We start from the raw sequence: 21,851 nt of genomic DNA on the forward strand, positions 1-21,851 counted from the left end.
AGCCGACGTGCTGAACACTGTTATCAAGCTCGCGCTCCGGCACCGGCCGCTCGTCGTGGTTCTCAGCCTCATCGTGCTCCTGTACGGCGGGTACACCACGACCACGATGCCGATCGACGTGTTCCCGGACCTGGACCGGCCGCGCGTCACGATCATGACCGAGTGCCCCGGCCTGGCTCCGGAAGAAGTGGAGACGCTCGTCACCTACCCGCTCGAATCGGCGATGCTCGGCGCGAGCGGGGTGCAGGACGTGCGCACGCAGTCGGGTTTCGGGCTGTCAGTGGTGTACGTCGAATTTGCGTGGGGGACCGACATCCGCACCGCCCGGCAGACGGTGCAGGAGCGCCTCGCGACCGTTTCCGGCGACTTACCCGAAGGCACCCGCCCGCAAATGGCCCCGGTCAGCTCGATCATGGGGCAGTTCCTCATCGCGGGTATGCGCCGGCAAACGGGGCCGAAGGGCGGCGAACTAGTTCCCGTACCGGACACGCCGTTCTATGCCGAGCGCGTTTCAACACCCGGCGCGCAGCCGGGACTGTTCGCATGGAAGGTAACCGACCGCAAGAACCCGGCGGCGTGGGAACCGGTGACAATGGGGGAACCAAAGTGGAACGCGGTGGACGCTGACGGCGACCAGCGCGTGCGCGTTACGGTCGACGGGCGCGTGCGCGACCTCGTGTTTCCATCAGCAGCAAAGCGAGCGCTGGCGCTCCGAACACTGGCTGACTGGGTCGTTCGCCCGCGATTGCTGAAGGTGTCCGGCGTAGCTCAAGTCATCACGATGGGCGGCGGGCGCAAACAGTATCAGGTGCTCGTGGACCCGACCGCACTCCACGAACACAAGGTCACGCTTCAAGATGTGGACACGGCACTCAAAGCCAACAACGTGAACTTTACAGGTGGATTTGCGGACCTGGACGGGACCGAGAAGCCGATTCGGGTCATTGGGCGGCTCGGCCCTCGCACGGAGCAAGTGGTCGCGGACCTCAAACTCATTGTCGTGAAGGCTCCACCGCGGTCCGAACCGGGCCAACCGCTGGGGCGCGCGGTGCTGCTCAAGGACGTCGCGAAGGTGGTCGAGGGCGCACAGATCAAGCGCGGAGACTCCAGCATCAACGGGCACCCCGGGGTCGCGCTCACGGTCACGAAGCAACCGCGCACCGACACCCGCGAACTGACGAATCAAGCCAAGGCCGCGCTCGCGGACGTCGAGCCGTCACTACCCGCGGACGTGGTGCTCGAAACCGGGCTGTACGAGCTGCGCGAGTTCATCGACCGCGGTGTCTACAACGTGGGCGAGGCACTCGTCGTCGGAGCCCTACTGGTTCTGATCGTGCTGTTTCTGTTCCTGCTGAATTTCCGCACCACGTTCATCTCTCTCACCGCGATCCCGCTCTCGCTGGTCGTCACGGTGCTCGTTTTCAAGCTGATCGGCGCCATTTCCGGCACCGAGTTGAGCATCAACGTCATGACGCTCGGCGGGATCGCGGTCGCGCTCGGTGAACTGGTCGATGACGCGATCGTGGACGTGGAGAACATCTTCCGTCGACTGCGCGAGAACAACCAGGCGCCCGAACCGAAGCCCGCGCTCCGGGTGATTTACGAGGCGAGCGTCGAAGTCCGCACGTCCATCGTGTTCGGAACCGCGGTGGTCGTTCTGGTGTTCCTGCCGCTGTTTGCCCTGACCGGCGTCGAGGGGCGGCTGTTCACCCCGCTCGGGATCGCCTACATCGTGTCGATTCTGGCTTCGCTCGTCGTGTCGCTGACCGTTACGCCGGTCCTGGCGTCCTACCTCCTGACGAACGCGAAGGCCACCCACGCGGAGCACGACGGGTTCCTGGTGCGCGGGTTGAAGTGGGCGGCCGGGCACCTGGTCCGCTTCAGCATGAAGCGCGCGGGCGTGCTCCTACTCGTGACGTGGGGGCTGGTCGCGTACTGCGGGTGGCGGCTCACAACCATCGGCGCCGATTTCCTCCCGCCCTTCGACGAGGGAACCGTCCAGGTGGGTGTGACGCTCCCACCGGGGTCGTCGCTGGACGCCTCCAACGCGACCGCGAAACTCGTGGACGCCAAGCTCAAGTCCCTTCAGAAGTCGCCGACGAATCCCAACGGCGAGGTACTGGTGTTCTTTCGGCGCACTGGACGTGCCGAGATGGACGAGCACGCAGAACCGCCGAACGCCAACGAGTTTTTCGTCTCGGTGAATCCGGATTGCGGAAAATCACGCGGCGAGGTGCTGGCGACCCTTCAAAAGGAGATCAAGGAAGAAATTCCGGGCGTCGACGTCGAGGTCGAGCAACCGCTCGCCCACCTCATCAGTCACATGATCTCCGGTAGTACCGCGCAGATCGCCATCAAGCTCTACGGTGACGACCTCGACACGCTCGAAAAGATGGCGAACCAGATCAAGGCCGCGATTGCTGGTGTGCCGGGTGTGAGTTCACTTGTTGTCGAGCCGATCCGCAAGGTGGACGAGATCCACATCAAGTTGCGCCCGGACGACCTCGCGTTTTACGGCGTGGACCGGGCCTACGTCGGCAGTTTCGTGCAGACCGCTCTGAACGGCGAGGTCGTCTCGCAGGTGGTCGAGGGACAACGGCGGTTCGACCTCGTGGTGCGCCTCGACGAGCCGTACCGCGCGGACGTGGCGAACCTGAAGGAATTGTGGCTCGATTTGCCCAACGGCCAGGAGCGGGTGCGGCTCAAGGATCTGGCCGACGTAACCCCGATGACCGGCGGAGACGCGGGCGCGAACCAGGTGAAGCGAGAGAACGTGCGGCGGCGGATCGTGATCCGGTGCAACGCGCTGGGGCGCGATCTCGCGTCGGTGGTCGGCGACATTCAGATGAACATCGCTGAGAAGGTGCCGATGACGGAGGGGTACTTCGTCGAGTACGGCGGGCAGTTCGAGAGCCAGAAGCGGGCCACGCGGCTCATTGCGGCGCTGGCGAGCGTGGCGCTCGTCGGAATGTTCTTCGTGCTGTACATGCTGTTCGCGTCCGCTCGCACCGTGCTGCAAATCCTGAACGCGATCCCGACAGCGTTCATTGGTGGCGTATTGGCACTGGTTATCACGAATCAAACGCTCACGGTAGCGAGCTTGGTGGGATTCATCTCGCTCGGTGGGATCGCGGTGCGCAACGGCATCCTTCTGGTGACGCACTACGTTCACCTGATGAAGCACGAGAGAGAGGGATTTACGCAGGAAATGGTGCTGCGCGGGAGCTTGGAGCGGCTCTCGCCGGTGCTGATGACCGCGCTCACGGCCGGGATCGGGCTCATCCCGCTTGTCGTTGCGGGGCAGCAACCGGGGCGCGAGATTCTGTACCCGGTGGCAACGGTGATTCTGGGTGGATTGGTGACCTCGACGTTCTGCGAGTTCCTGATTCACCCCGGGATCTTCTGGCGCTTCAGCGGCACGGCGGCCGCGAAGCTCGCCGCCGCAGACGATCGGTCCGACGGGTTGGACGACCCGCCGGCGACACACGAACCAAACCCGCTGCTCAACGCGGCGGGAGACGGGAACACGGCTCGTGAGGGTCGTGAGTAGGGTGGTAGTTAGTGTTTTTTCCAACAGGAGGAAGTGGCCATGCGCACGGTGCTCGCAATGGGGCTGGCAACGATCATCGGGTTCGGGTTCGGCGGAGCGGTCCGCGCGGAAGACGAAGTCGGCCCGCACAAGGGGCCGGTCGCCGAGTGGGGCGACGAGGAGTACCACCTGGAAGTCGTGGCGGACGCGAAGACCGGCGACGTAACGGTGTACGTCTACGGCAACCACAGCGATCTGCACAAGGGCCGGGCCAAAGCGATCGAAGCGAAGTCGCTCGTTCTCGCGCTCAAGACTACCGACCCGGCGACGACCGTGAAACTCGAAGCGAAACCCGCCAAGGACGACCCGCAGGGCAAGTCTTCGGTGTTCGTGGCGAAGAACGATGCGTTCAAGACCGACAAGAAGCTCGCAGGTACCATCAGCGGGAAGCTCGGTACCAAGCCGTACAGCGGCGACTTCAAGCAGAAGTGATGCCCACCGTGTAAACGCAAAAACCGCTCGGCGAGTTAACTCGCCGAGCGGTCGAGGACGCCCCACCGCTTAGCGATGGTGGTGATGTCCGTTGTGTCCGTTGTGCCCGTGATTGTGATGGCCGGGATGATGATGCCCGTGGTGGTGATGGTGCCCACCCCACGAACCGCCGTAGAAGCCCCCGTACCCGAAACCGGGTGAATAGAAGCTGCTCGAATACCCGAAGCCGGGCGAGTAGCTGTTAAACGAGTAGCCGGGGGAAGCGTAGAAGCCCGACGAGTAACCGCGGTAGCCATAGCCGTACACCGGCTGCGGGTTCGCGGGCACGACGTGGTAGTGGTTGCGGTGTGGCACGACAACCGCGGGCTGAGCAGACGCGGTATTGGAACCAATCGTCATGGCCGCGACGGACGCGGCCGCGATGAGTGTAATTTTCATGGTGCGGAACCTTTGGTGTAGTGGGCGATGTGCGGGGATCGTTCCCCGCATGAGTAAGACGCGGGCGGCTACGAGTCTTGCGCCGGTGGTGCAGAACAGGTGGCGAACGTAGACGCGAAGCGATGTAGTTCGCGGTTGAAGTGAAGCTGTCGGGTTCAGTGACGTCGTGGCGCGGACCCTATTTGAGTCCGCGCCACGGCGTCGATTCGGAGTGCTACCGGAGATTTACTTCCGGATCATCTTCGCGCACGCGGCCTTCGCCGCTTCGCGCACCATCGGGTCCGTGTCCACGCACGCGGTCTGGATGTGACCCAGAAAGTTCCCGTTGAAGTACCCGAGGTTGCACAGGTGCGTGATGCAAGCGGCCCGCACCTCACCGCACGGGTCCATTTGCGCGGCCTTGAACAGCACGGTCTTGACCCCTTCGGTCGAACCGTGCCGGCCCTCGGCCAACCCCTTCGCCGCGGTCAGTCGACCCGACGGCGACTCCATCGACTGGAGCGCGATCACGAACGGCTCCACCTCGCGGTCGAACGCGACTTGCGGCGGGACGTACCCGGCCGGCACCACGATTTGGATCGGCTTGGTCGATGAGGTTCCGCTCGGCGGCACCGGGATCGGCGGCAACCCGCCCCCGGCCGGGGGCAGCGACGGCAGCGGTTGCGGGATCGGCACCGGGGTCGTGGGCATCGGCGTCGGGAGGCCCGGGAGCGGGGTCGGAATGGGCGTCGGGGTCGTCGTGGGGGCCGGGACCGGCGCCGGTACGGGGACCGTTTGCACGGGGGGAACAGTCGGTACGGTGACCGGCTTCGTGGGCATTACGCGCGGCGGCTCGGCAGTGCTGCCTCCGGCCAACCCGCCGGAGGGGACCGGCAACACCGGGGGCGGCGTGGACGAACTCGTCTTCACTGCGGGACCGGTCACGGGCGCGGCCATGTTCGGGCCACTCGGCTTCTTCCCGAACACGCGCGCCAGCATCCCCGGCTTCTTGGTTTCGCTCGAATCCGACGGCTTGTCCTTCTCGAACATGCGGAGGAGCGGGCGCTTCTCTTTTTCCTTGTCCTTCTCTTTGTCCTTGTCTTTCGCCACGTCCGGCATCGCGTCCGTGGGGCGCGGCTTCGCTTTGGGCGCTCCGCTGTCCGTGCCCTTCGGCGGCTCGGTACCCTTCGACGGTTCGCTGACAGGGGTCTTGGAAGGTTCCGCGCCCTTGGACGGCGCGGTTTCGGGCTGATCGACGAGCGTGATCGTCTCGCCCGTCTTGGTGTCCTTCAGTTCCGACTGGTAAGACCCGTCGGACTGCTTCTCGCACTTGAGCACCTTGAACTGGCGCTCGCCCTTACCATCAATGTTCAGGCTGATGACCGCTCCGACCTTTTGGGGCGGCGCGTCCGCTCTCGTCGCGCCACCGACGGTCACGGTGGCTCCGACCACGACCGCCCACGCCCACCGCTTGCACAACCAACGTGACATGATTTCGGCCTCCGTGCCCGTGCCCGCGGCGCCGTCCTTGGCGTATCGGGCTTCCGTGCGTAGGCGAGGTATCGGTTCGCCCGAATTCGCCGGTTGACCCAACTTGATGGGGCACGAGGGAAGTACCGCGAAAGATGGGTAAGGTGTACGCGAAGTGGCGATCGAGACAGGCGCGGATCCGCACCCGCCGGTGCGGACTCACCGGAGCGTTCGCGGCCCGTCGGTTCCCGGGGTGATCGTCGCACCCAATCGCGCGGTACCCGCTCCGGGGAGCGAGCTACCTCGCGCGAACGTGCCCGTGGCGCCGCTCGTGGCACTTGTTGGTAGGCCCGCCCACTTGCGCAGGAGCCGCGTGACCGGTGACCGCGACGATGTGTCCATGACCAGCACCATTCCGGTCCACATCAGCGCAACCAGTACGAGAACGACCACGCACGCGACGAGCCCAACGTAACCGAGGCGCCATTGCAGGTTGCGCACGGGCTGGAGCACCTCGTCCCGGCGCTCCTGAACGACCACCACCCAACCCGTATCGACCTTGTCAGGCCCCACGCGCACGCGGTTCGCCGACGCGAGCCATTTGCCCTCGTAAGGCGCCTGGCCGGGCACGCCGTCGTCACCCGCAGCAACGGGGTCGGTGTACTCGGCCTTGCTCTCGAACGGCAGAGCGTCGTTCCCGGTATCGCGCATCGAGTCGGCCCACTTCACTACCGCGTCCGCGTAGTAAAGCGGCGGGTCACTCTCACCCTTCGTTGCCGACCAGTACGGGTGCCGCAGGATCAACCCGCGGCGCCCGGTTTTGAAGTCCGGCCGCGTGTCGATCAGCACCGAGAACCGGTTCGCGTCCTCGGGCGCGGCGTCCGCAAGGTCGATCGTCATCCCACACGACGCCGATCGGCTTCGGGTTCGGGCCGTCGCTCATGACGGGTACCGTGAACGCCACCGCCCACACGCTCCCCCCGTGTCCTGCTTGCGGCGGTACGCGACCGAGCGGTGCGGGCGCGTGACGATCCCCGGCGGAGTACCGGACGCCGTTTCCGGAAACTCGCCCGTTCCGTTGAAGTAGTCCCGGTACCCGCGGTACTTGTGGCGGCTCGGCTCGGACGGCGGGAGGTGCCGCGCTGGTACCCGCCCGCGTCGTCCGCGAACCAGATGGACGCCTTCTCCGAGTCCGAGAACTGTTTGTCGCCACGCTCCTTGCGCTCGGCCAGCAGTTGATCGAGTTTCGCCCCCGCGCCGGGGATGTCCTTCATCTGCTCGCCCTTCTGGAGCAGTTCGCGGAGCTGTTGGTTACGGGCCGCGGCTTCGAGTTGCACCCACCGGAGCTGGACCTGTGCCCCGAGTTGCCGCGCTTCCGTTTGTGCGGCGAACCGGTTCGCGTCGAGCGCGCGACTCTCGACCCCTTGTGCGGCCGTGTTCACCGTGGTGCGGAACAGGTACTGGCCCAGCAGCGCCATGAGGAAAAAGAGCAGCACGAACGTGAACCCGGTGACCCACAGCAGCGGCCGGCGCACACGCTGGAGGTTCCACGTATCCAGGGCCGCGAGGACCGCTTGCGGGTTCGCGAAGCGCTTGCTCGGGCTCGGTTCCAGGCACTTGTCGATGATCGCGGCCAGACCCGAATCGACGCCCGGCACGGCGCGGTGTGCGCGCGGCTTTGGCGCGCTAAAGATCAATTTGCGGTACGCCGCGAGTTGGGCGTCGAGCGTGCCCGTTGTGACGTGCGTGGCGCCCGGTTCGTTCCGGTGGGGCGGTTCGCCTGTCAGCGTCCGGTACATCACCGCACCGAGAGCGTACACGTCCCAGCGCGCGTCCGGCGCCGCACTCAAGTCGGCTTGTTCGGGAGCCATGTAGAACAGCGTACCGAGTGCGGGCGCCACCTCGTTCGTGAGGCGCGACTGGCCGAAGTCCGCGAGCCGGGGCTTGCGCTCGTGGTCGAGGAGGATGTTCGCTGGTTTCAGGTCGCAGTGCAGGATGCCCTTATCGTGGGCGTGAACGAGCGCGATGGCGACTTCGCGGAAGATCGTAACGGCGTCGTGAACGGTGGGGCGGTAGGTGCGGAGCAGGTCTTCGAGCGACCCGTTCTCCATGAACTCCATCACGTAGTACGGCGGGTCAGACTCCCACCCCACCTCGAAGAGTTGCACCACGTAGCGGTCGGAGAACAGGTAGCGGAGCTTCTCGACCTCGCGCGCGAGTGCGGACCAGTCGAGCCCGCCGCGCCGCGTGAAGAACTTGATCGCGACCCGGCGCCCGCTGTTCCGGCTCACCGCGGTCCAGACCTCGCCGTAAGCACCGTGGCCGAGGAACTGCTCCTGATCGTAGCCCGGCACCTTGGCCGGCGGGTGTATCCCGCGGAGGCTCAGCTCGCGGGCCGCCTCGCGGTCCGTTTCGCCCATCACGGGAGTGAGTCCGGAATCACTCACAAGGTTCCTGTGCGCGTTCATACCAGGAAACTGCGTGCGCCGTCCAACTTGCGCCGCTTACCCACACGAAAGATAGAGTAGCCCCCGGGCCGGTATCGGCCGCATAATAGGGCACAGAGAAAGGGCGCCGGGTTCCAGTCGCGACCGAAACCCGTGCGTACCGCCATTATTCAAGGAGCAATGTCGATGTCACTCTCCCGACGCGCGTTCCTGGCCACGAGCGCCGCGGTCACCCTTCATTCGTCACTTGCCCATGCTGCGGACAAGAAAAAGAAGCTCGTGATGATCGCGGGGTCGCCGAGCCACGGTCCCGGTGACCACGAGTTCAACGCGGGCGTGCGCCTGCTCGATAAGTGTCTGAAGGATTACCCGGGGCTGGAAACGGTGGTCTTCCTCAACGGCTACCCGAAGGACGACTCCGCGCTCGACACCGCCGACGCGATCCTCTGCTACGCGGACGGCGGGGCGAACCACCCGCTCGTGCGCGAAAAGCGGCTCGAACGCATCGGCAAACTGATGGCAAAGGGCGTCGGGCTGATGTGCGCGCACTACGGCGTCGAGGTGCCGAAGGACCTGGGTGGTCCGGAGTTCAAGGACTGGATCGGCGGGTACTACGAGCACATGTACTCGTGCAACCCGATGTGGTCCCCGGAGTTCAAGGAGTTCCCCAAGCACCCGATCGCGAACGGCGTAAAGCCCTTCAGCGTGAAGGACGAGTGGTACTTCAACATGCGGTTCCGCGACGAGATGAAGGGCATCACGCCCATTCTCTCTGCGAAACCGGCCGACACCGTGCGCGACGGTCGTTACGTGTACCCGCCGGGGCCGTACAAGCACATCCAAGACGCGAAAGGGAGGTCCGAAACGATGATGTGGGCGCTCGAACGCGAGAACGGCGGACGCGGCGTCGGGTTTACCGGTGGGCACCACCACCGCAACTGGAAGGACGACAACTACCGCAAGGTCGTGCTGAACGCGCTCGTGTGGCTCTGCAAACTCGATGTACCGAAAGACGGCGTGAAATCCGAAGTGACCGAAGAGGACATGCGCGCCAACTTGGACCCGAAGGGGAAGAAGTAGGCGAACGACCGGTATGAGCCGGCCGGTAGAGGAGCGTACCCACCGGCCGGTCGCCTACGGTGGATCGTACCCACCCTTATTCCACGGGTTGCAGCGGCAGATGCGCCACGCGCCTTTCGCGCACCCGTAGATCGGGCCGTGCTTCTTCACCGAGAGAATGAAGTATTCGCTGCACCCCGGATAGAACCGGCACATCGGCGGCAGAATCGGGCGAATCAACTTCTGGTACCCGCGCACGCACACGATCATCACCGCGCCGACCGCAAGCGCCGGTCCGCGCCAGATCCAGGAGAGAGATTTCACGAGGGGCTGCCCTCGTTGGAGGCAGAACCTACCCCCTCATCCCCCTTCCCTGAAGGGAAGGGGGAACTGGCATTCGGCACCTCTGTGGTTGATGCCAAGTCTGATGGGCGTGCGGGCTCTTTCTCCCCCTTCCCTTTAGGGAGGGGGGATGGGGGGTAGGTTGCGGCTGTAACCCCTCCCCAACCCCTCCCTCCTTGCTCTCCGGCCCTGTCAGCAGAGCTTCTCGCGGGCCGGAGCGGGGAGAGGGGCTTAAAACCACCGATGGTTTTGTTCCCCCTTCCTTTTTAGGGAAGGGGGTTAGGGGGTTAGGTTGGCCCGGCCTGGGGCGCGGACCATCTCGCAGTTTCCGCGATGCCTGGTTCGCCAGTTTCACCAGCGACGCCTTGAGCGCGTCGATGGCTGGGTACGGTCCCGGGCGCGGGATCAGGATGAAGTCCGCGCCCGGCGGCAGGTCATGTTGCACCAGGCGAAACGCCTCGCGGAACAGGCGCTTGTAGCGGTTGCGCACCACCGCGTTGCCCACCTTACGCGACACGGAGCAACCGAGCCGCGGGTGCGGGAGGTCGTTCTCGCACGCATACACGATCAACAGCCCGTCCGCGGACGAGCGCTTCCGCGCGTAGCACCGCTCGAACTCCGCAGGAGTCTTCATGTGGTGCGTTTGCGGGAACGTCAGTGGCTTGTCGGGCGCGGTCATATCTCAATTCGCTACACGAGGGGGATCACACCCACGGGGCTTCCGTGCGCAGATTCTGTGGATTCAGTTTCGCGAACTCCTCGATCAGTTCGCGGCTCTTGTCGTCGACTTTCCCGCTCGGCACTTCCACCTTGAAGACCAAATACTGATCGCCGCCCGAGATCCCCTTCCCACGCAGACGCAGCTTCCGACCGCTTGACGTTCCGGGCGGAACGGTGACAGTCAGTAGCGCCAGTTTGCTCCCGTCGAGCGTGGGAATGTCCACCTTCGCGCCGAGAACCGCTTCGACCACCGTGAGCGGCACGTCGAGATAGAGATCGTTGCCTTCGCGCCGGAAGAACGGGTGCGGGGCAATCTTCACTTTGAGTAGCACCTCGGGTCCGCCGGTTGCGTCGGCCGGCACGCGGAGCCGCTTCCCCTCTTCGATCCCGGCGGGCACCTTCACGTCGATCCGGCGCCCGCCGACCTCCAGTGCGACGCTCCCGCCGTTCGCGGCCACGTCGAACGGGACCGTCACTTCGGACTCGATCGGCTCGGCGTGTCGGCTCCGCGTTCGGGTTTTGCGCTTGCCGCCGCCGAAGATGTCACTCAAATCCGGACCGCCCTGCCCGCCCATCCCCCCACCGAACATATCAAAGAGGCGCTGGGCGGCCTCCGGGTCCATTGCGCCGCCACCCGCGCCCGGGAACCCACCTCCGGGAAACCCACCTCCGGGAAACCCGCCGCCAGTAAAACCACTCTGCGGACCAGCGAACCCGAACTGGTCGTACTGCGACTTCTTGTTCGCGTCGCCGAGAATGTCGTGCGCGGCCTGGACTTCCTTGTAACTGGCGTCGGCCTGCTTATCGCCCGGATTACGGTCCGGGTGGTACTTCTTCGACAGCTTCCGGTACGCCTTGTTGATCTCGTCCGGCGTGGCGGATTTAGAGACACCGAGCACTTCGTAAGGATCGCGGGGCATTGGGGATAACTGTTGGTGAATGAAGCGCCGCTCCGCGCGGCTTGGTAAATTGTAGTGGTCCGGCCAACCGAACCGAAACCTCGTTCGTTTAGATTGGTACGGCGCCTGCTCGGATTCAGGGTATCGCCCCTCGGATCGGGGAACTCATGCGGCCTCACAAGACGCGCGGATTCACACTGATTGAATTACTGGTCGTTATCGCGATCATCGCGGTACTTATCGGGTTATTGCTTCCCGCGGTGCAAAAAGTGCGGGCCGCGGCCGCACGCATCTCGTGCAGTAACAACCTGAAACAGACGGCACTTGCGCTGCACGCCTTCGCGGGAGACAACGAACGGTTTCCGTCCGCGTTCGCGGGGCCGGATTTCAACGGCTCGTGGAGCTGGTCCACATATTTGCTCCCGTACATCGAACAGGACAATCTCTACAAGCAACTCGGAGTGAGCGCCAACACGCGATTCGGCGGCGGTCTGGTACTCGTTAACGCAACCGATGTTCCGGGCGGGTTGAGTCAGGTCAAAATCAAGACGTTCTTGTGCCCGGCGGACGGCGCCCCGGAGATCAACCCACAGCGACAAAACCACGCGACCTCGAACTACCGCGCGGTGTGCGGCCCGTACACGCTCCCGACGATCCAGATGAACTTCGACTTCGGCGGCATCATGTACCAGAACAGCCGCACGCGCATTACGGACATCACCGACGGCACGTCCAACACACTGCTCATCGGCGAGTGCATCTTCGACACGCCCACGCAGAAGCGCGCCGCGATCTGGGCCGGGATGAGCGGTCAGCCCAGTGCGGTCGTGCAGACCAGCGACACGATGTGGTGGCTGGACGCCGACACGTCGCGTGTCAACGGCTCGGCCCCGCAAGCGTTCAGTTCGCGGCACAGCGGCGGCGCGCAGTTCGGGTTCGCCGACGGCTCCGTGCGGCTCCTCCGGGATTCCAGCGACCCGGCGCAACTCCGGTGGCTGGCGGGGCGTGCGGACGGGATGGTCGTCAGCGCGGATTACTGACGAACCTGCGGCCCGATGGTTGTGTCCGTGCGGCACGGCTCCGTCCACGAACACAACACCCCGGGAGTGCGTATGCACGAAGAGGCCGGTTTCCTGTCCGTGATCCGCCAATCGCCCGCCGACAACACCGCCCGACTCGTATTCGCCGACTGGCTCGACGAACAAGACGACCCGAACTGCAAAATCAAAGCCGACTTCATCCGACTCGAACTCCGCGTTGCTGACGCGCCCGAACAAAGTCTCGACCGGACCTACGGTCAAAACCAACTCCGGCAACGTGCCGCGCGAATCGATTCGTTGTGGCTCGCGACGATTAGCAATCCCCCAATCGAAGCCCATCGCACCACGCACCCTGACACGTGCCCAAAACAATGGAAGCTACTTACACCGACTGCGGCGCCCCAAATACGCCACTGCGAGACCTGCCAGCACTGCGTTCATTACTGTGATTCGCTGTTAGAAGCTCGACACCTCGCTACGAACGAAATTCGCTTCGCACTAGCACTTACATTGGCAAATTACTCCGACGATCTTTATTTATCTCTCGTGTTCGCGCCTGTCGCGTCCGAAGAACGCGAACGAAGGCAACAAATAGAAGAAGAACGTGATCGGGCGCGCCGAACGGAATGGCTCGCAGCCCGGGTGGGCTTCACTTACGCCGTCTTGACCGAACAGAGATACGGAGGACGGGGGCGGGCGCCTGTGCCACTGAGAGAACGGAGCCGTGAAGAACGCCTCAATCGCCGAAGCGCCAACAGATCGCGGCGCTGCAATATCGATCGCGAGAGCTGGGAAGAGACGGACTAACCCAAGATCCGGGCGCTACGCTTGGGCTGTAGCGCCCGGGGCCATCACAGGCGCGGACATTCGGTAAAAGAACACGCACAGTGAGAGTGTCAGCACGGCCGCGAAGAAGCACCAAACTGAAACGAAGGCGTACTCGTAAGCCGCCACCGCAACGAGCAGTGCGCTGAGGAGCATAAGCCCCGGGAGCCGCCCCAAAGTCTTCGGGCCGAGCACCAGCGGCACCACCACCGACACGCTGTACAGCACGCGCAAGACCAACTGCGGAACGTTCCGCGGTAGAGGTGCATCGGAGTACGAGTACAAAATCGAGTGGTGAACAACCCGGACCGACAAAAGCGAGTCCGGCCCGATCAGGAGCGGGAGATAGAACGCCCAGAACCACCCGGACGATAGCACGGTGAGCGCAACGAAAAACCGTCTGGGGCCGGGACGTGTCTCATTCACCGCGGCGATCAACGGCAACCAGAAGGGCCAGAACGCGAGCGCGAAGAACAGGAACGCGAGCGCCCCCGCACGAATTTGAGCGGGATCGCTCGCGTGCAGCCCGAGCCACACGACCCCTTCCGCGATCTGTTGGACGGCGAATGCCGCTGGCATCAGCGCGATCGGGATCAAGCGCGGGTTCTTCAGCCACGCGGCGCGCAAACAGTAACCCGCGGCCGGGATCAGCGCCCCTCCGACCGCGAAACTCGCTTCGGGTGAAAAACACATTTCAGCGGCCCTTCAAGAAACGGTGCCGCGCTCGCAAGCCGCCGCGTAGGTGGCTTCGAGGTCGAGCTTCAGGTTCATCGCTCCACGGATCGGGACCGGGACCGTGGGCAACGGGAACGCCGATGCGACCGTGTAGTGCCACACCGCGAACTGTTCTGCGCCGTTATGCACTTGGGGGTGAACGACGAGTACAGGGGCATCGGTACCGCGCGGCCGCTTAGTGATGGGATACACCCCCACCAAACTGTGCAGGTGCGTGGCCCAGCTCGCGGGACCGGGCAGCGCGTCCACAATGACCACACCCGCGCCGCGCGACATGAGCGCGGCCGCGCGCACCGCAAACGCGAGCGACGAATCAGAGTCTGCCTTGTTGTCTGGAGTCACGAACATCACCACGGCCGTGACGCGCCGACCGTGGTGCGCGTCGGACACGTTCACACCCACGCGGTCGGTGAACCGGGCCGGTGCAACGAACGTCGGCGCCGGTGCGTCGAACCCGGGGTACTTCTGGTCCGTGTCCTGCCCGCCGGCGCTCACCACCGGCGGCCCTTGGGCGAAGCCCGCGATCTCCTCGCCCGTTTTCAGGCGCGTGCGATCGAGTGGCTCCGCGCGAAACCGCTCGGCGTTCGGCAGTTGCGCGTTCAGTGCGTCGGCAACGCACGCGGACCAATTCACCAAGAACGCGAACGGGTCGCGGTCGTTCTTCGTCCAGTCGATATCGAGCAGTGGCATCAGGTATCCTTTAATAGTGGCTATTCAGTAATACGGAGCCGCGTGCACGCTTCCGCATAAGTGGCTTCCAGGTCGAGGCGCACGCACCCGTAGCCCTTGAGTGCCAGGGGCACGGCCGGGAGCGCGGTCCCGACCGCGAGCGGCCAGGTCCAGAGGTCGATCAGGTCTTCTTTGTTCCGGCGCACCGGGCGGTACGCGGTGGCATAAATCCACGGGTCGTCCGGCATCAGAAATTTGTCGTCGTGCTCGGCCAAGCGGACGAGTTCGTTGTGCAGGTTCCAGTGCCGCGACGTCACGATGTCGACCACAACGAGGCCGATCCCCTTACCAAGGTAGCTGAGACACTTCGCGGCGAACTGTCCTCGCTCGTTGGCCTCTTTCTTGTTCGACGGGCTGACTAGTTCGACGACCGCCAGCAACTTGTAGTCGTCGCTCACGTCCCGGACTTCCACCCTAATCTCGGTCGGGAAACTCGCCGGCATGCTCAATGCGGTGGCCGGCGGTGCATACGTCTCGATCGCGAGTGCGACCGCGCCGGTAGGCTCATCACCATTACTGTTAGCGGCACGGTGCTCGTTCCGCTGCTCGTACTCAGCGACATCGGCCGAGACGCTCGATCCCAAATACATTGGGGCGTCAGCAACGAACTCCTTCGGCAGTCGGCGATTCAGATCGTCCGAAAGCGCGCTCGCCCAACGCGAATGAAACGAGAGCCACGGGCGGCGCGCAATCGGTCCGTGAAAGTGGTCGAGCAGCGGCATCGGTCGTTCTCCTGAGAACACCCGCCCCATTCTACTTCGCGCGGTTGCTGCCCCAGTAGTGGATCAGGTCGATGCGGGTGACGATGTCCACGACCGCGCCGTCGTTCGTGGCCAGCACGCCGGTGTAGCCCGCCAGCAGGAGCCGGTACGCTTCGTCCAGGTGCGTGCGGACGTCGAGCGTCGGCAGCGGGCGCGCCATCAGATCGCTGATCGTCACCTTCGTCGGGTCTTTGCCGTCGTGCAAAATGCGGGCCAACGACACCTCCTGGACGCTGCCGACCGGCTTGCCCGCGTCCATGACGGGTAACTGTGAGATGCCGGTCGCCTCCAGGAGCTGAATCGCCTGTTCCGCGGTCGCGTCCGGGGTAATCATCACCAGTTTGCGATCTCCGCGTTTCTTGAGCAGGTCGCCGACCGAGTGCGCCGGGGCCTCCGTGAACGTGAGGTTGTTCTCGGACAGCCACCGGTCGTCGAAGAACTTGCTGAGGTAGTTGCGCCCGGTGTCGCACCCGAGCGCGACGACGAGCTGGCCCGGCCCCAGTCGGCGGGCGTAGCGAAGCGCGGCGGCCACGTTGGTACCGGTGCTGCCACCGAGGAGCATGCCCTCGCGCCGGGCCAGTTCGCGCGCGACAAAGAACGACTCCGCGTCGCCCACGCGGACCCAGTCGTCCACGTACTTGCTGGAAAACGTTTTGGGGACGAAGTCCTCGCCGATCCCTTCGACCTTCCACGGCTTCGGCGTCCCGCCGGAGAGCACCGAGCCTTCCGGGTCGGCGCCGACGATCTTGATGTTCGGGTTCATCTCCTTCAGGTACTTGCCGACCCCGCTCACGGTGCCGCCGGTGCCGACTCCGCACACGAACACGGTTACCTTGCCCTTGGTTTGCTCCCAGATTTCCGGGCCGGTCGTGCGGTAGTGGACTTCCGGGTTTGCGGCGTTCGTGAACTGGTTGGGGCGCCACGCTCCGGGGATCTCGCGCGCGAGTCGATCGGCCACGCCGTTATAGCTCTCGGGGGAGTCCGGTGCCACGGCCGTCGGCGTGATGACGACTTCCGCCCCGTAAGCCTTCAGCAGCAGGATCTTCTCATTCGACATCTTGTCCGGCAGCACGAAAATGCAGCGGTAGCCCTTCACCGCCGCGACCATCGCCAGCCCCACACCCGTGTTGCCCGCGGTGGCTTCGATGATGGTGCCGCCGGGCCGGAGCGCGCCGCGCAGTTCCGCGTCCGCGATCATCGCCTGGGCCACGCGGTCCTTCACGCTCCCACCGGGATTGGCGAACTCCACTTTCACCGCGACCTTGGCCTGCAACCCCTCGGTGAGCCGGTTGAGGAGCACCAGGGGCGTCCGGCCGACGGTATCGAGAACGGATTCGAGCATGGGTGTCTCCAGAATCAATTGGGAGCGGCGAACCACCGGGCGCGCGACACCGTATTGTCGGGCGCGGGCGGGAAGTTGGACAAGTCCGCCGATCTCGTTCTTTTTTGCGATCCGCAGTTGGCGTCGCGCGCACCCGTGCCGTAGAGTGGCACAACGGTCCGCGCTGCCGCTCCGGTCGTGTCAAGTCGTAAGGTCGGCGAGAAGTCCACCGGTCGCAAGCTCGAAAGTCGCAAAGTCGGCGCCCCGCGTTCGGGGCCGCACCCGGCCCTACGACTTTAAGCTCTGGGCCGTTCGACCGTTCGCGAACCGCGCGACCCGAACCTACTCATTCGCTAATCTTCCCAATATGAGTTTGCCCAGCCAAAGCGTCGCTCTGCTCCAAGCAGCACGCGACCTTGTGAAGAGTTTGCCGGCCGACGCCGTGCTGCTGCTCACCGAAACGTCCATCGACTGGGACGAGGTGGGGCGCATGCTGGCCGGCTGCAAGCTGTTCGTCGCGGCCGAGAACCCGGCGCTCACCAAGTCGCTGCGCGAGAACCCGGACTGGACCGTCATCGACCTCGACCCCGAACCGCTCCCCACCCAGGAGCGGATGAACGCGGCGCTCCTGAAAGCGGTCACCGAGGACCTGCTCCAGCCCGGGTCGCACATCGTCGCGATCTACAACGGGATCGCGACCCTCGAAGACGCGCCCGAACCGGTGGACAGCCTGAGCGTGATTCACCTCGGCGAGCACCTCGAGCGCATGACCGCGCAGGACCTCCGCGTGCTCGGCGACGCGGCCCCCATTGACGTGCTCCGCGCCGTCGTCGACCTGGCGACCGAGATCGGGCGCGAGGGGCGCGAGGGACAGCCGATCGGCACCATCCTCGTCGTCGGCGACACGCGGAAGGTGCTCAGCCTCTCGCACTTCCAGAACTTCAACCCGTTCCGCGGGTACTCGCGCGCGGAGCGCGACGTCCGAAAACGAGACGTGCGCGAGCAGATCAAGGAAATCGCCAAGCTCGACGGCGCCGTCCTGATCGGACGCGACGGGATCGCAGAAGCCGCGTGCCTGCACCTTGGCGGGCGCGGCGACGGCGTAAACATCCGCAAAGGATTCGGCAGTCGGCACATGGCCGCGGCCGCGATCAGTAAGCAGACGAGCTCGGTCGCGTTCGCGGTCAGTCAGTCGAGTGGGAGCGTCCGCGTGTTCCAGGGGGGCGAAGAGGTGCTCCACATCGAACCGCTGGCGCGCCCGCACGTGTGGCAGCCGTTCCGACTTGAAAACCAGGAACAGGCACCAGCAGAACCCGACGAGAGCGGCGACGAAGTCTCTTGAGTAACCGGTCGTGTTCGCGTGTCACGATTGTTATTGCTCGGAAGTTGCTTTCTCGTAATGATTTGCGTCTGATTAGGGACCGAATGCTAACCTTTGCTAACCTTTTGGGCTCCTAGAGGGCGTTGGGGGCGCATGGTTCGTCGAGTGTGGCGTAAGTCGTTATTCATTCGAGAGATCGGTGATTCGCGTGTTGATTGCGAAGCGACTCACTCGACTAACAAACACTAACATTCCCTCTATTTGGTCTTCGAGCACCTCTGACTGTTGGAACACACCTCTATCTTTCGCGCGTAGAGTTCGTCCCGCCAATAACGCAATTGTGGCCGATTTGTGGACAGATGTCCAGTTTAATTTGGCTGCAGATCGCGGACCGAATTTGTTGATGATTACCAGTCGGAAGCGTTGTAGATCGGGCTGTGCCCAACGTGACTTTCGCACGGGGTTAACGCTTCGCAGCCCAATGCCGTGCCGTTCAGTCGTTTCGTGCCCGCCCCGGATGCGGTATCCTTGCGGTGGAGCGACTCAGAGGGTGACGAAATGACCGAAACGGAATGGATTTCAACCGATGATTTCCAGCCGATCCACGAATATCTCTGGGATAACGCAAAAAGTAGACCCCGAAAATACCGTTTGGCGAGTTGCGGAATCTACCGGCTGACGTGGCAGTTGTTTTCCGATAAGCTGGAGTCCGCATTTATTGAGTTGGGTGAAGCCTTCGCCGACGATCCGAGCTTTGCCGGTCAGGTCGGAGCGTACACCAGAGTTGACCAAATCCCCGCCACTTTCCCCTTTGATGTTTGTTTCCCTTCCGATCACCGCACTTATGATTCAAACAATGTGTCGGATGTAATGTTATTCGTAAGCGATCGTCTTGGCGAGTTGTGGCGGGAGCAGTACCCTGTTCTCAACGATGATGACGAAGATGAAATTCTAAAATCGGCGAGGCAGAAATTTACAAGACAAGCTGGTGTTGTCGGGGCAATCGTCCTTCGTGACATCTTCGGCAATCCCTTCCGCCCTGTCACCGTTGAATCCTCCTGGCTCACGTCCACTGTCACCGCACTCGCCACCGGCATCTACGCCGAAAAAGCCTTTGACCGCCTTCCGATCCTCGCCGATGCGCTGATGGACGCCGGATGCGCCAACGACGATCTTCTGAACCACCTTCGCAGTGATGGCCCGCACGTCCGGGGCTGTTGGGCATTGGACTTGGTGTTGGGCAAAACGTAGTCGAAACACGTCCGCTGCAACATCATTGGGAGTACACCGGGTCGTGCGACATCGCGACACGTGATCTCGGAAAAGAGCCGAGCGCACTCGTCATCGTTTTGGTCGTCACTCGTCACAGGTTGCGCGTCCCGTTAAGATGGGCACATGTGGGCCAATGCGCCCGCCGTCTTGAGGACACGCCATGTCTTTGCTGTTCCGCGCCGCGGTCGCGGCCGCCGTCATCGGCACGTTTGCCGCGTTTGTGCCCGCTTCGTCCGCCGCCGCTCCGGTCCCGCCGGATGGGGGGAAGGCTGTTACCTTCCCGTTCCCGGCGAAGGCCCCGATCGTTGTGCAGATCACGGGCGTCGGGGCCGCGCGCGAGCGCCTCTCCGCGCTGCTCAAGACCGCGTTCCCAGACGCCGCCCAGATCGACAAACAGATCGACGGCGCGCTGAAAGAACTCCTCGCCGACCGCAAGCTCACGGCCGTCCCCAAAGACGGCCGCGTGTACCTCGTCGTGAACAACATCGCGAGCCTGACCGAGAACAACGCGGCGATATCGGTGCTGGTGCCGGTTACCTCTTACAAGGAGTTCCGCGCTACGTTCCTCACCGCCGACGAGCGAAAGACATTTGAAGAGGGCAAGGGCGTCGATGAGGTGAAACTGACCGTTGCGGGCGAAGAACACGCGGTCCACATGGTGGACCTAAAAGAATACGTCGCACTCTCGCCGGACAAGACGACCGCCGAGATCTACGCGACCAAGTTCACCCGGGCCAGTACCACGGCAATGCCCGTCGAACTCGCCAAATCGTTCGTCGGGTCCGATGTGGGGCTGTACGTCAACTTCGACGTCATTAACGAGGTGTACGGCGAGCAGATCCGGGGGTTCAAGGGGTTGATCGATTTCGGGTTCCAGCAGGCCCAGATGGGCGGCATGTTACCCGGCCTCGGCAAGAAGCAACTCGAAGCCGTGAAGTCGATGGCCCACGGGTTGTTCCAGGCCGTCGGTGATTGCCGCGGGCTGGTGGTGGGTGCCGAGTTCCGCCCGGAAGGTTTGAACCTGCGCGTGCAGGCCCAGTTCGCCGAGAACACCGAGAGCGTGAAGTTGCTGAAGGCCGAAATGCCCGGCGCGCTCGTGGACATTGGCAAACTCCCCGCGGGGCTGGCGCAGTACGGCGCCTCGAAGGTCGGCACGAAGTTCTCCGACGCGGTGCGCGGGCTGAACCCGGAATTCGCCCCGGCGGACGACGACGCAAAGGGGAACGAGGCGATCGAAAAGCGCTGGGCCGAAATTGCCGCGGCCGGGCCGCAGGGCGAGGTGTCGGGGACGGCCGGCGCGGACTCGTCGATCACCGTCACCAAGTACGCGGAACCGAAAAAGGCCGTGGACGCGCGGCTCGGGTGCTACGAGGCAATGGCCGCCGGCGGGCGCATCCACAGTGCCGTACTGAAGGACGCCCCGAAGGTGAAGAAGGACGCGCGCAAGCACGCGGGCTTCACGTTTGCCGAGGTCCAACTCGCGTTCGATTTCGAGGCCACAGTGAAGGATCTTCCGGAAGGGGCGAAGGAAGTTACCCTGGAGCAACTCAAGCGGTCGGTGCCCGAAAAAATGGCCCTCTGGGTCGGCACCGACGGCAAGACCGTCGTGCAAGTGGTCGCGAAGGATTGGGCCGCTACGACCGCAGCGATCGACGGTTACCGCGATAACAAGAAGCCGGTCGGCGAGACGGACGGGTTCAAGCTCACGCGCAAACAGCTCCCGACCGACGCCAGCGTGTTGACGATGATGGAAGTCGGCCAAGCGGTGACGGGGATGGTCGATTCGCTGCGCGCGCTCCAGGACACGATCCCCGGGTTCCCGCGGATCGGCAAGGTGCCGCCGGTGAGCGGCCCGCCCGCGTTCATCGGTGTCGCGGTCACACTCAAGGACGACACCGCGACCCTGAACGTGTTCGTCCCCGGGGCCGCGCTCGCCGCCGGGCGCAAGATCGTTTCCGGGTTGCTCACGAACCTTGAATAATGCGTGCGTATTTCGCGAATCGAGCAATGTCGGCATAAGATGATACGCGAAGTGACGAACATCAAGTGCCAGCCGCATTAAGAAAGGACATCCATGCCCACTCGATTCGCTCTCGCCGCGTGCGCGCTCGGTCTGTTCCTCGCGACCGGGTGCGGTCCCGGGAAACTGAACAAGACCTCGGTAGTCACGCTCGACGCCAAGACCTCCGCGGGGACGATCCAACTCGACGCGCAGTCGAAACCACAGACGATTAATGTGGAGTTCTCTTCCTCAGAGAAAGACGTGCGCGTGCTGGTGTTCAAGCAGGAAGACATCAAAGATCTGGAAGAGGCACCGATCATCGACGCGAAAAAAGCCCTCGTTTCTAAACAAGGGCAAGCGGACAGTTTCTCCGTTGACGTGCCGGCGAACACGGCCGTTACGGTCGTTGTTCGCAGCGCAGCAGCACCCAAGACCGAAGTCACCGTTAAACTCACCAACGCGAAGTAGCC

At 63.9% G+C, this 21,851-nt stretch carries 20 protein-coding genes; 9 read left to right on the plus strand and 11 right to left on the minus strand.

Annotation, left to right across the window (positions count from 1 at the left end):
- The first annotated feature begins 7 nt into the window (after nucleotides 1-7).
- On the plus strand, nucleotides 8-3,550 hold the full coding sequence (locus VT84_RS29320; RefSeq protein ID WP_082841996.1) for an efflux RND transporter permease subunit: 3,543 nt from the start codon (nucleotides 8-10) through the stop codon (nucleotides 3,548-3,550).
- Nucleotides 3,551-3,589: 39 nt separating this feature from the next.
- The gene (locus VT84_RS29325) at nucleotides 3,590-4,021 is read left to right on the plus strand and encodes a hypothetical protein (protein ID WP_082841997.1); all 432 of its coding nucleotides are present in this window, start codon (nucleotides 3,590-3,592) and stop codon (nucleotides 4,019-4,021) included.
- Nucleotides 4,022-4,090: 69 nt separating this feature from the next.
- Here the strand turns inward: VT84_RS29325 and VT84_RS29330 are convergent, their stop codons facing one another.
- The 4 genes from VT84_RS29330 to VT84_RS29345 all read right to left on the minus strand — a co-directional run bounded on the left by VT84_RS29330 (nucleotide 4,091) and on the right by VT84_RS29345 (nucleotide 8,355).
- Nucleotides 4,091-4,459 carry a hypothetical protein gene (locus VT84_RS29330; protein WP_082841998.1) on the minus strand — a complete coding sequence of 123 codons (369 nt, stop codon included), beginning with the start codon at nucleotides 4,457-4,459 and terminating at the stop codon, nucleotides 4,091-4,093.
- 225 nt (nucleotides 4,460-4,684) lie between these two features.
- Nucleotides 4,685-5,929: a hypothetical protein gene (locus tag VT84_RS29335; RefSeq protein WP_082841999.1), complete on the minus strand. Its 1,245-nt coding sequence runs from the start codon at nucleotides 5,927-5,929 to the stop codon at nucleotides 4,685-4,687.
- 198 nt (nucleotides 5,930-6,127) lie between these two features.
- Entirely contained in the window at nucleotides 6,128-6,808 is a 681-nt protein-coding gene (locus VT84_RS29340; protein WP_082842000.1) for a hypothetical protein, read from the minus strand.
- Nucleotides 6,805-8,355 carry a serine/threonine-protein kinase gene (locus tag VT84_RS29345; protein ID WP_162271883.1) on the minus strand — a complete coding sequence of 517 codons (1,551 nt, stop codon included), beginning with the start codon at nucleotides 8,353-8,355 and terminating at the stop codon, nucleotides 6,805-6,807. The genes VT84_RS29340 and VT84_RS29345 overlap by 4 nt, the downstream gene beginning before the upstream one ends.
- Nucleotides 8,356-8,541: 186 nt before the next feature.
- Between VT84_RS29345 and VT84_RS29350 the strand changes: the two genes are divergently transcribed.
- Nucleotides 8,542-9,435: a ThuA domain-containing protein gene (locus tag VT84_RS29350; protein WP_082842002.1), complete on the plus strand. Its 894-nt coding sequence runs from the start codon at nucleotides 8,542-8,544 to the stop codon at nucleotides 9,433-9,435.
- A gap of 54 nt (nucleotides 9,436-9,489) precedes the next feature.
- On the opposite strand, the gene yidD is transcribed toward VT84_RS29350, so the two are convergent.
- The 3 genes from yidD to VT84_RS29365 are packed head-to-tail and all read right to left on the minus strand — an operon-like array spanning nucleotide 9,490 to nucleotide 11,396.
- On the minus strand, nucleotides 9,490-9,738 hold the full coding sequence (gene yidD, locus VT84_RS29355; RefSeq protein ID WP_157469960.1) for a membrane protein insertion efficiency factor YidD: 249 nt from the start codon (nucleotides 9,736-9,738) through the stop codon (nucleotides 9,490-9,492).
- 28 nt (nucleotides 9,739-9,766) lie between these two features.
- A complete protein-coding gene (rnpA, locus tag VT84_RS29360) occupies nucleotides 9,767-10,435 on the minus strand; it encodes a ribonuclease P protein component (RefSeq protein WP_082842003.1) in 669 nt (222 codons plus the stop codon).
- A 25-nt stretch (nucleotides 10,436-10,460) separates the two neighbouring features.
- On the minus strand, nucleotides 10,461-11,396 hold the full coding sequence (locus tag VT84_RS29365; RefSeq protein ID WP_082842004.1) for a DnaJ C-terminal domain-containing protein: 936 nt from the start codon (nucleotides 11,394-11,396) through the stop codon (nucleotides 10,461-10,463).
- Nucleotides 11,397-11,542: 146 nt separating this feature from the next.
- On the opposite strand from VT84_RS29365, the gene VT84_RS29370 reads away from it, so the two are divergent.
- On the plus strand, nucleotides 11,543-12,415 hold the full coding sequence (locus VT84_RS29370; protein ID WP_082843444.1) for a DUF1559 domain-containing protein: 873 nt from the start codon (nucleotides 11,543-11,545) through the stop codon (nucleotides 12,413-12,415).
- Nucleotides 12,416-12,487: 72 nt separating this feature from the next.
- On the plus strand, nucleotides 12,488-13,222 hold the full coding sequence (locus VT84_RS29375) for a TIGR02996 domain-containing protein (RefSeq protein WP_162271884.1): 735 nt from the start codon (nucleotides 12,488-12,490) through the stop codon (nucleotides 13,220-13,222).
- Nucleotides 13,223-13,237: 15 nt separating this feature from the next.
- Here VT84_RS29375 and VT84_RS29380 read toward each other — a convergent pair whose 3' ends face one another.
- From VT84_RS29380 to VT84_RS29395, 4 genes are read right to left on the minus strand one after another with little or no spacing between them, the layout of a single operon-like run.
- Complete coding sequence (locus tag VT84_RS29380) at nucleotides 13,238-13,933, minus strand: DUF6629 family protein (protein ID WP_082842006.1); 696 nt, start codon at nucleotides 13,931-13,933, stop codon at nucleotides 13,238-13,240.
- Between the two features lie 12 nt (nucleotides 13,934-13,945).
- The gene (locus VT84_RS29385) at nucleotides 13,946-14,665 is read right to left on the minus strand and encodes a hypothetical protein (protein ID WP_082842007.1); all 720 of its coding nucleotides are present in this window, start codon (nucleotides 14,663-14,665) and stop codon (nucleotides 13,946-13,948) included.
- A gap of 20 nt (nucleotides 14,666-14,685) precedes the next feature.
- Entirely contained in the window at nucleotides 14,686-15,426 is a 741-nt protein-coding gene (locus tag VT84_RS29390) for a DUF4058 family protein (protein WP_162271885.1), read from the minus strand.
- A gap of 31 nt (nucleotides 15,427-15,457) precedes the next feature.
- A complete protein-coding gene (locus tag VT84_RS29395; RefSeq protein ID WP_082842009.1) occupies nucleotides 15,458-16,807 on the minus strand; it encodes a cystathionine beta-synthase in 1,350 nt (449 codons plus the stop codon).
- Between the two features lie 346 nt (nucleotides 16,808-17,153).
- On the opposite strand from VT84_RS29395, the gene VT84_RS29400 reads away from it, so the two are divergent.
- The 4 genes from VT84_RS29400 to VT84_RS29415 all read left to right on the plus strand — a co-directional run bounded on the left by VT84_RS29400 (nucleotide 17,154) and on the right by VT84_RS29415 (nucleotide 21,849).
- Entirely contained in the window at nucleotides 17,154-18,128 is a 975-nt protein-coding gene (locus tag VT84_RS29400; RefSeq protein WP_082842010.1) for a DNA integrity scanning protein DisA nucleotide-binding domain protein, read from the plus strand.
- Nucleotides 18,129-18,665: 537 nt separating this feature from the next.
- A complete protein-coding gene (locus tag VT84_RS41355; RefSeq protein WP_239465497.1) occupies nucleotides 18,666-19,358 on the plus strand; it encodes a hypothetical protein in 693 nt (230 codons plus the stop codon).
- 181 nt (nucleotides 19,359-19,539) lie between these two features.
- Entirely contained in the window at nucleotides 19,540-21,360 is a 1,821-nt protein-coding gene (locus VT84_RS29410) for a hypothetical protein (protein WP_082842011.1), read from the plus strand.
- A 93-nt stretch (nucleotides 21,361-21,453) separates the two neighbouring features.
- The gene (locus VT84_RS29415; protein ID WP_082842012.1) at nucleotides 21,454-21,849 is read left to right on the plus strand and encodes a hypothetical protein; all 396 of its coding nucleotides are present in this window, start codon (nucleotides 21,454-21,456) and stop codon (nucleotides 21,847-21,849) included.
- Nucleotides 21,850-21,851: the final 2 nt, after the last annotated feature.

Source organism: Gemmata sp. SH-PL17, assembly GCF_001610855.1.
GTDB lineage: Bacteria > Planctomycetota > Planctomycetia > Gemmatales > Gemmataceae > Gemmata > Gemmata massiliana.

What these genes read in the sequence shown, in the direction of transcription:
- VT84_RS29325 (WP_082841997.1), top strand. Translation starts at nt 3,590, where the DNA reads ATGCGCACGGTGCTCGCAATGGGGCTGGCAACGATCATCGGGTTCGGG.
- VT84_RS29385 (WP_082842007.1), bottom strand. Translation starts at nt 14,665, where the DNA reads ATGCCACTGCTCGATATCGACTGGACGAAGAACGACCGCGACCCGTTC.
- VT84_RS29390 (WP_162271885.1), bottom strand. Translation starts at nt 15,426, where the DNA reads ATGCCGCTGCTCGACCACTTTCACGGACCGATTGCGCGCCGCCCGTGG.
- VT84_RS29380 (WP_082842006.1), bottom strand. Translation starts at nt 13,933, where the DNA reads ATGTGTTTTTCACCCGAAGCGAGTTTCGCGGTCGGAGGGGCGCTGATC.
- VT84_RS29335 (WP_082841999.1), bottom strand. Translation starts at nt 5,929, where the DNA reads ATGTCACGTTGGTTGTGCAAGCGGTGGGCGTGGGCGGTCGTGGTCGGA.
- rnpA (WP_082842003.1), bottom strand. Translation starts at nt 10,435, where the DNA reads ATGACCGCGCCCGACAAGCCACTGACGTTCCCGCAAACGCACCACATG.
- VT84_RS29375 (WP_162271884.1), top strand. Translation starts at nt 12,488, where the DNA reads ATGCACGAAGAGGCCGGTTTCCTGTCCGTGATCCGCCAATCGCCCGCC.
- VT84_RS29370 (WP_082843444.1), top strand. Translation starts at nt 11,543, where the DNA reads ATGCGGCCTCACAAGACGCGCGGATTCACACTGATTGAATTACTGGTC.
- VT84_RS29410 (WP_082842011.1), top strand. Translation starts at nt 19,540, where the DNA reads ATGTCTTTGCTGTTCCGCGCCGCGGTCGCGGCCGCCGTCATCGGCACG.
- VT84_RS29340 (WP_082842000.1), bottom strand. Translation starts at nt 6,808, where the DNA reads ATGACGATCGACCTTGCGGACGCCGCGCCCGAGGACGCGAACCGGTTC.
- VT84_RS41355 (WP_239465497.1), top strand. Translation starts at nt 18,666, where the DNA reads ATGACCGAAACGGAATGGATTTCAACCGATGATTTCCAGCCGATCCAC.
- VT84_RS29330 (WP_082841998.1), bottom strand. Translation starts at nt 4,459, where the DNA reads ATGAAAATTACACTCATCGCGGCCGCGTCCGTCGCGGCCATGACGATT.
- VT84_RS29415 (WP_082842012.1), top strand. Translation starts at nt 21,454, where the DNA reads ATGCCCACTCGATTCGCTCTCGCCGCGTGCGCGCTCGGTCTGTTCCTC.
- VT84_RS29395 (WP_082842009.1), bottom strand. Translation starts at nt 16,807, where the DNA reads ATGCTCGAATCCGTTCTCGATACCGTCGGCCGGACGCCCCTGGTGCTC.
- VT84_RS29350 (WP_082842002.1), top strand. Translation starts at nt 8,542, where the DNA reads ATGTCACTCTCCCGACGCGCGTTCCTGGCCACGAGCGCCGCGGTCACC.
- VT84_RS29400 (WP_082842010.1), top strand. Translation starts at nt 17,154, where the DNA reads ATGAGTTTGCCCAGCCAAAGCGTCGCTCTGCTCCAAGCAGCACGCGAC.
- VT84_RS29365 (WP_082842004.1), bottom strand. Translation starts at nt 11,396, where the DNA reads ATGCCCCGCGATCCTTACGAAGTGCTCGGTGTCTCTAAATCCGCCACG.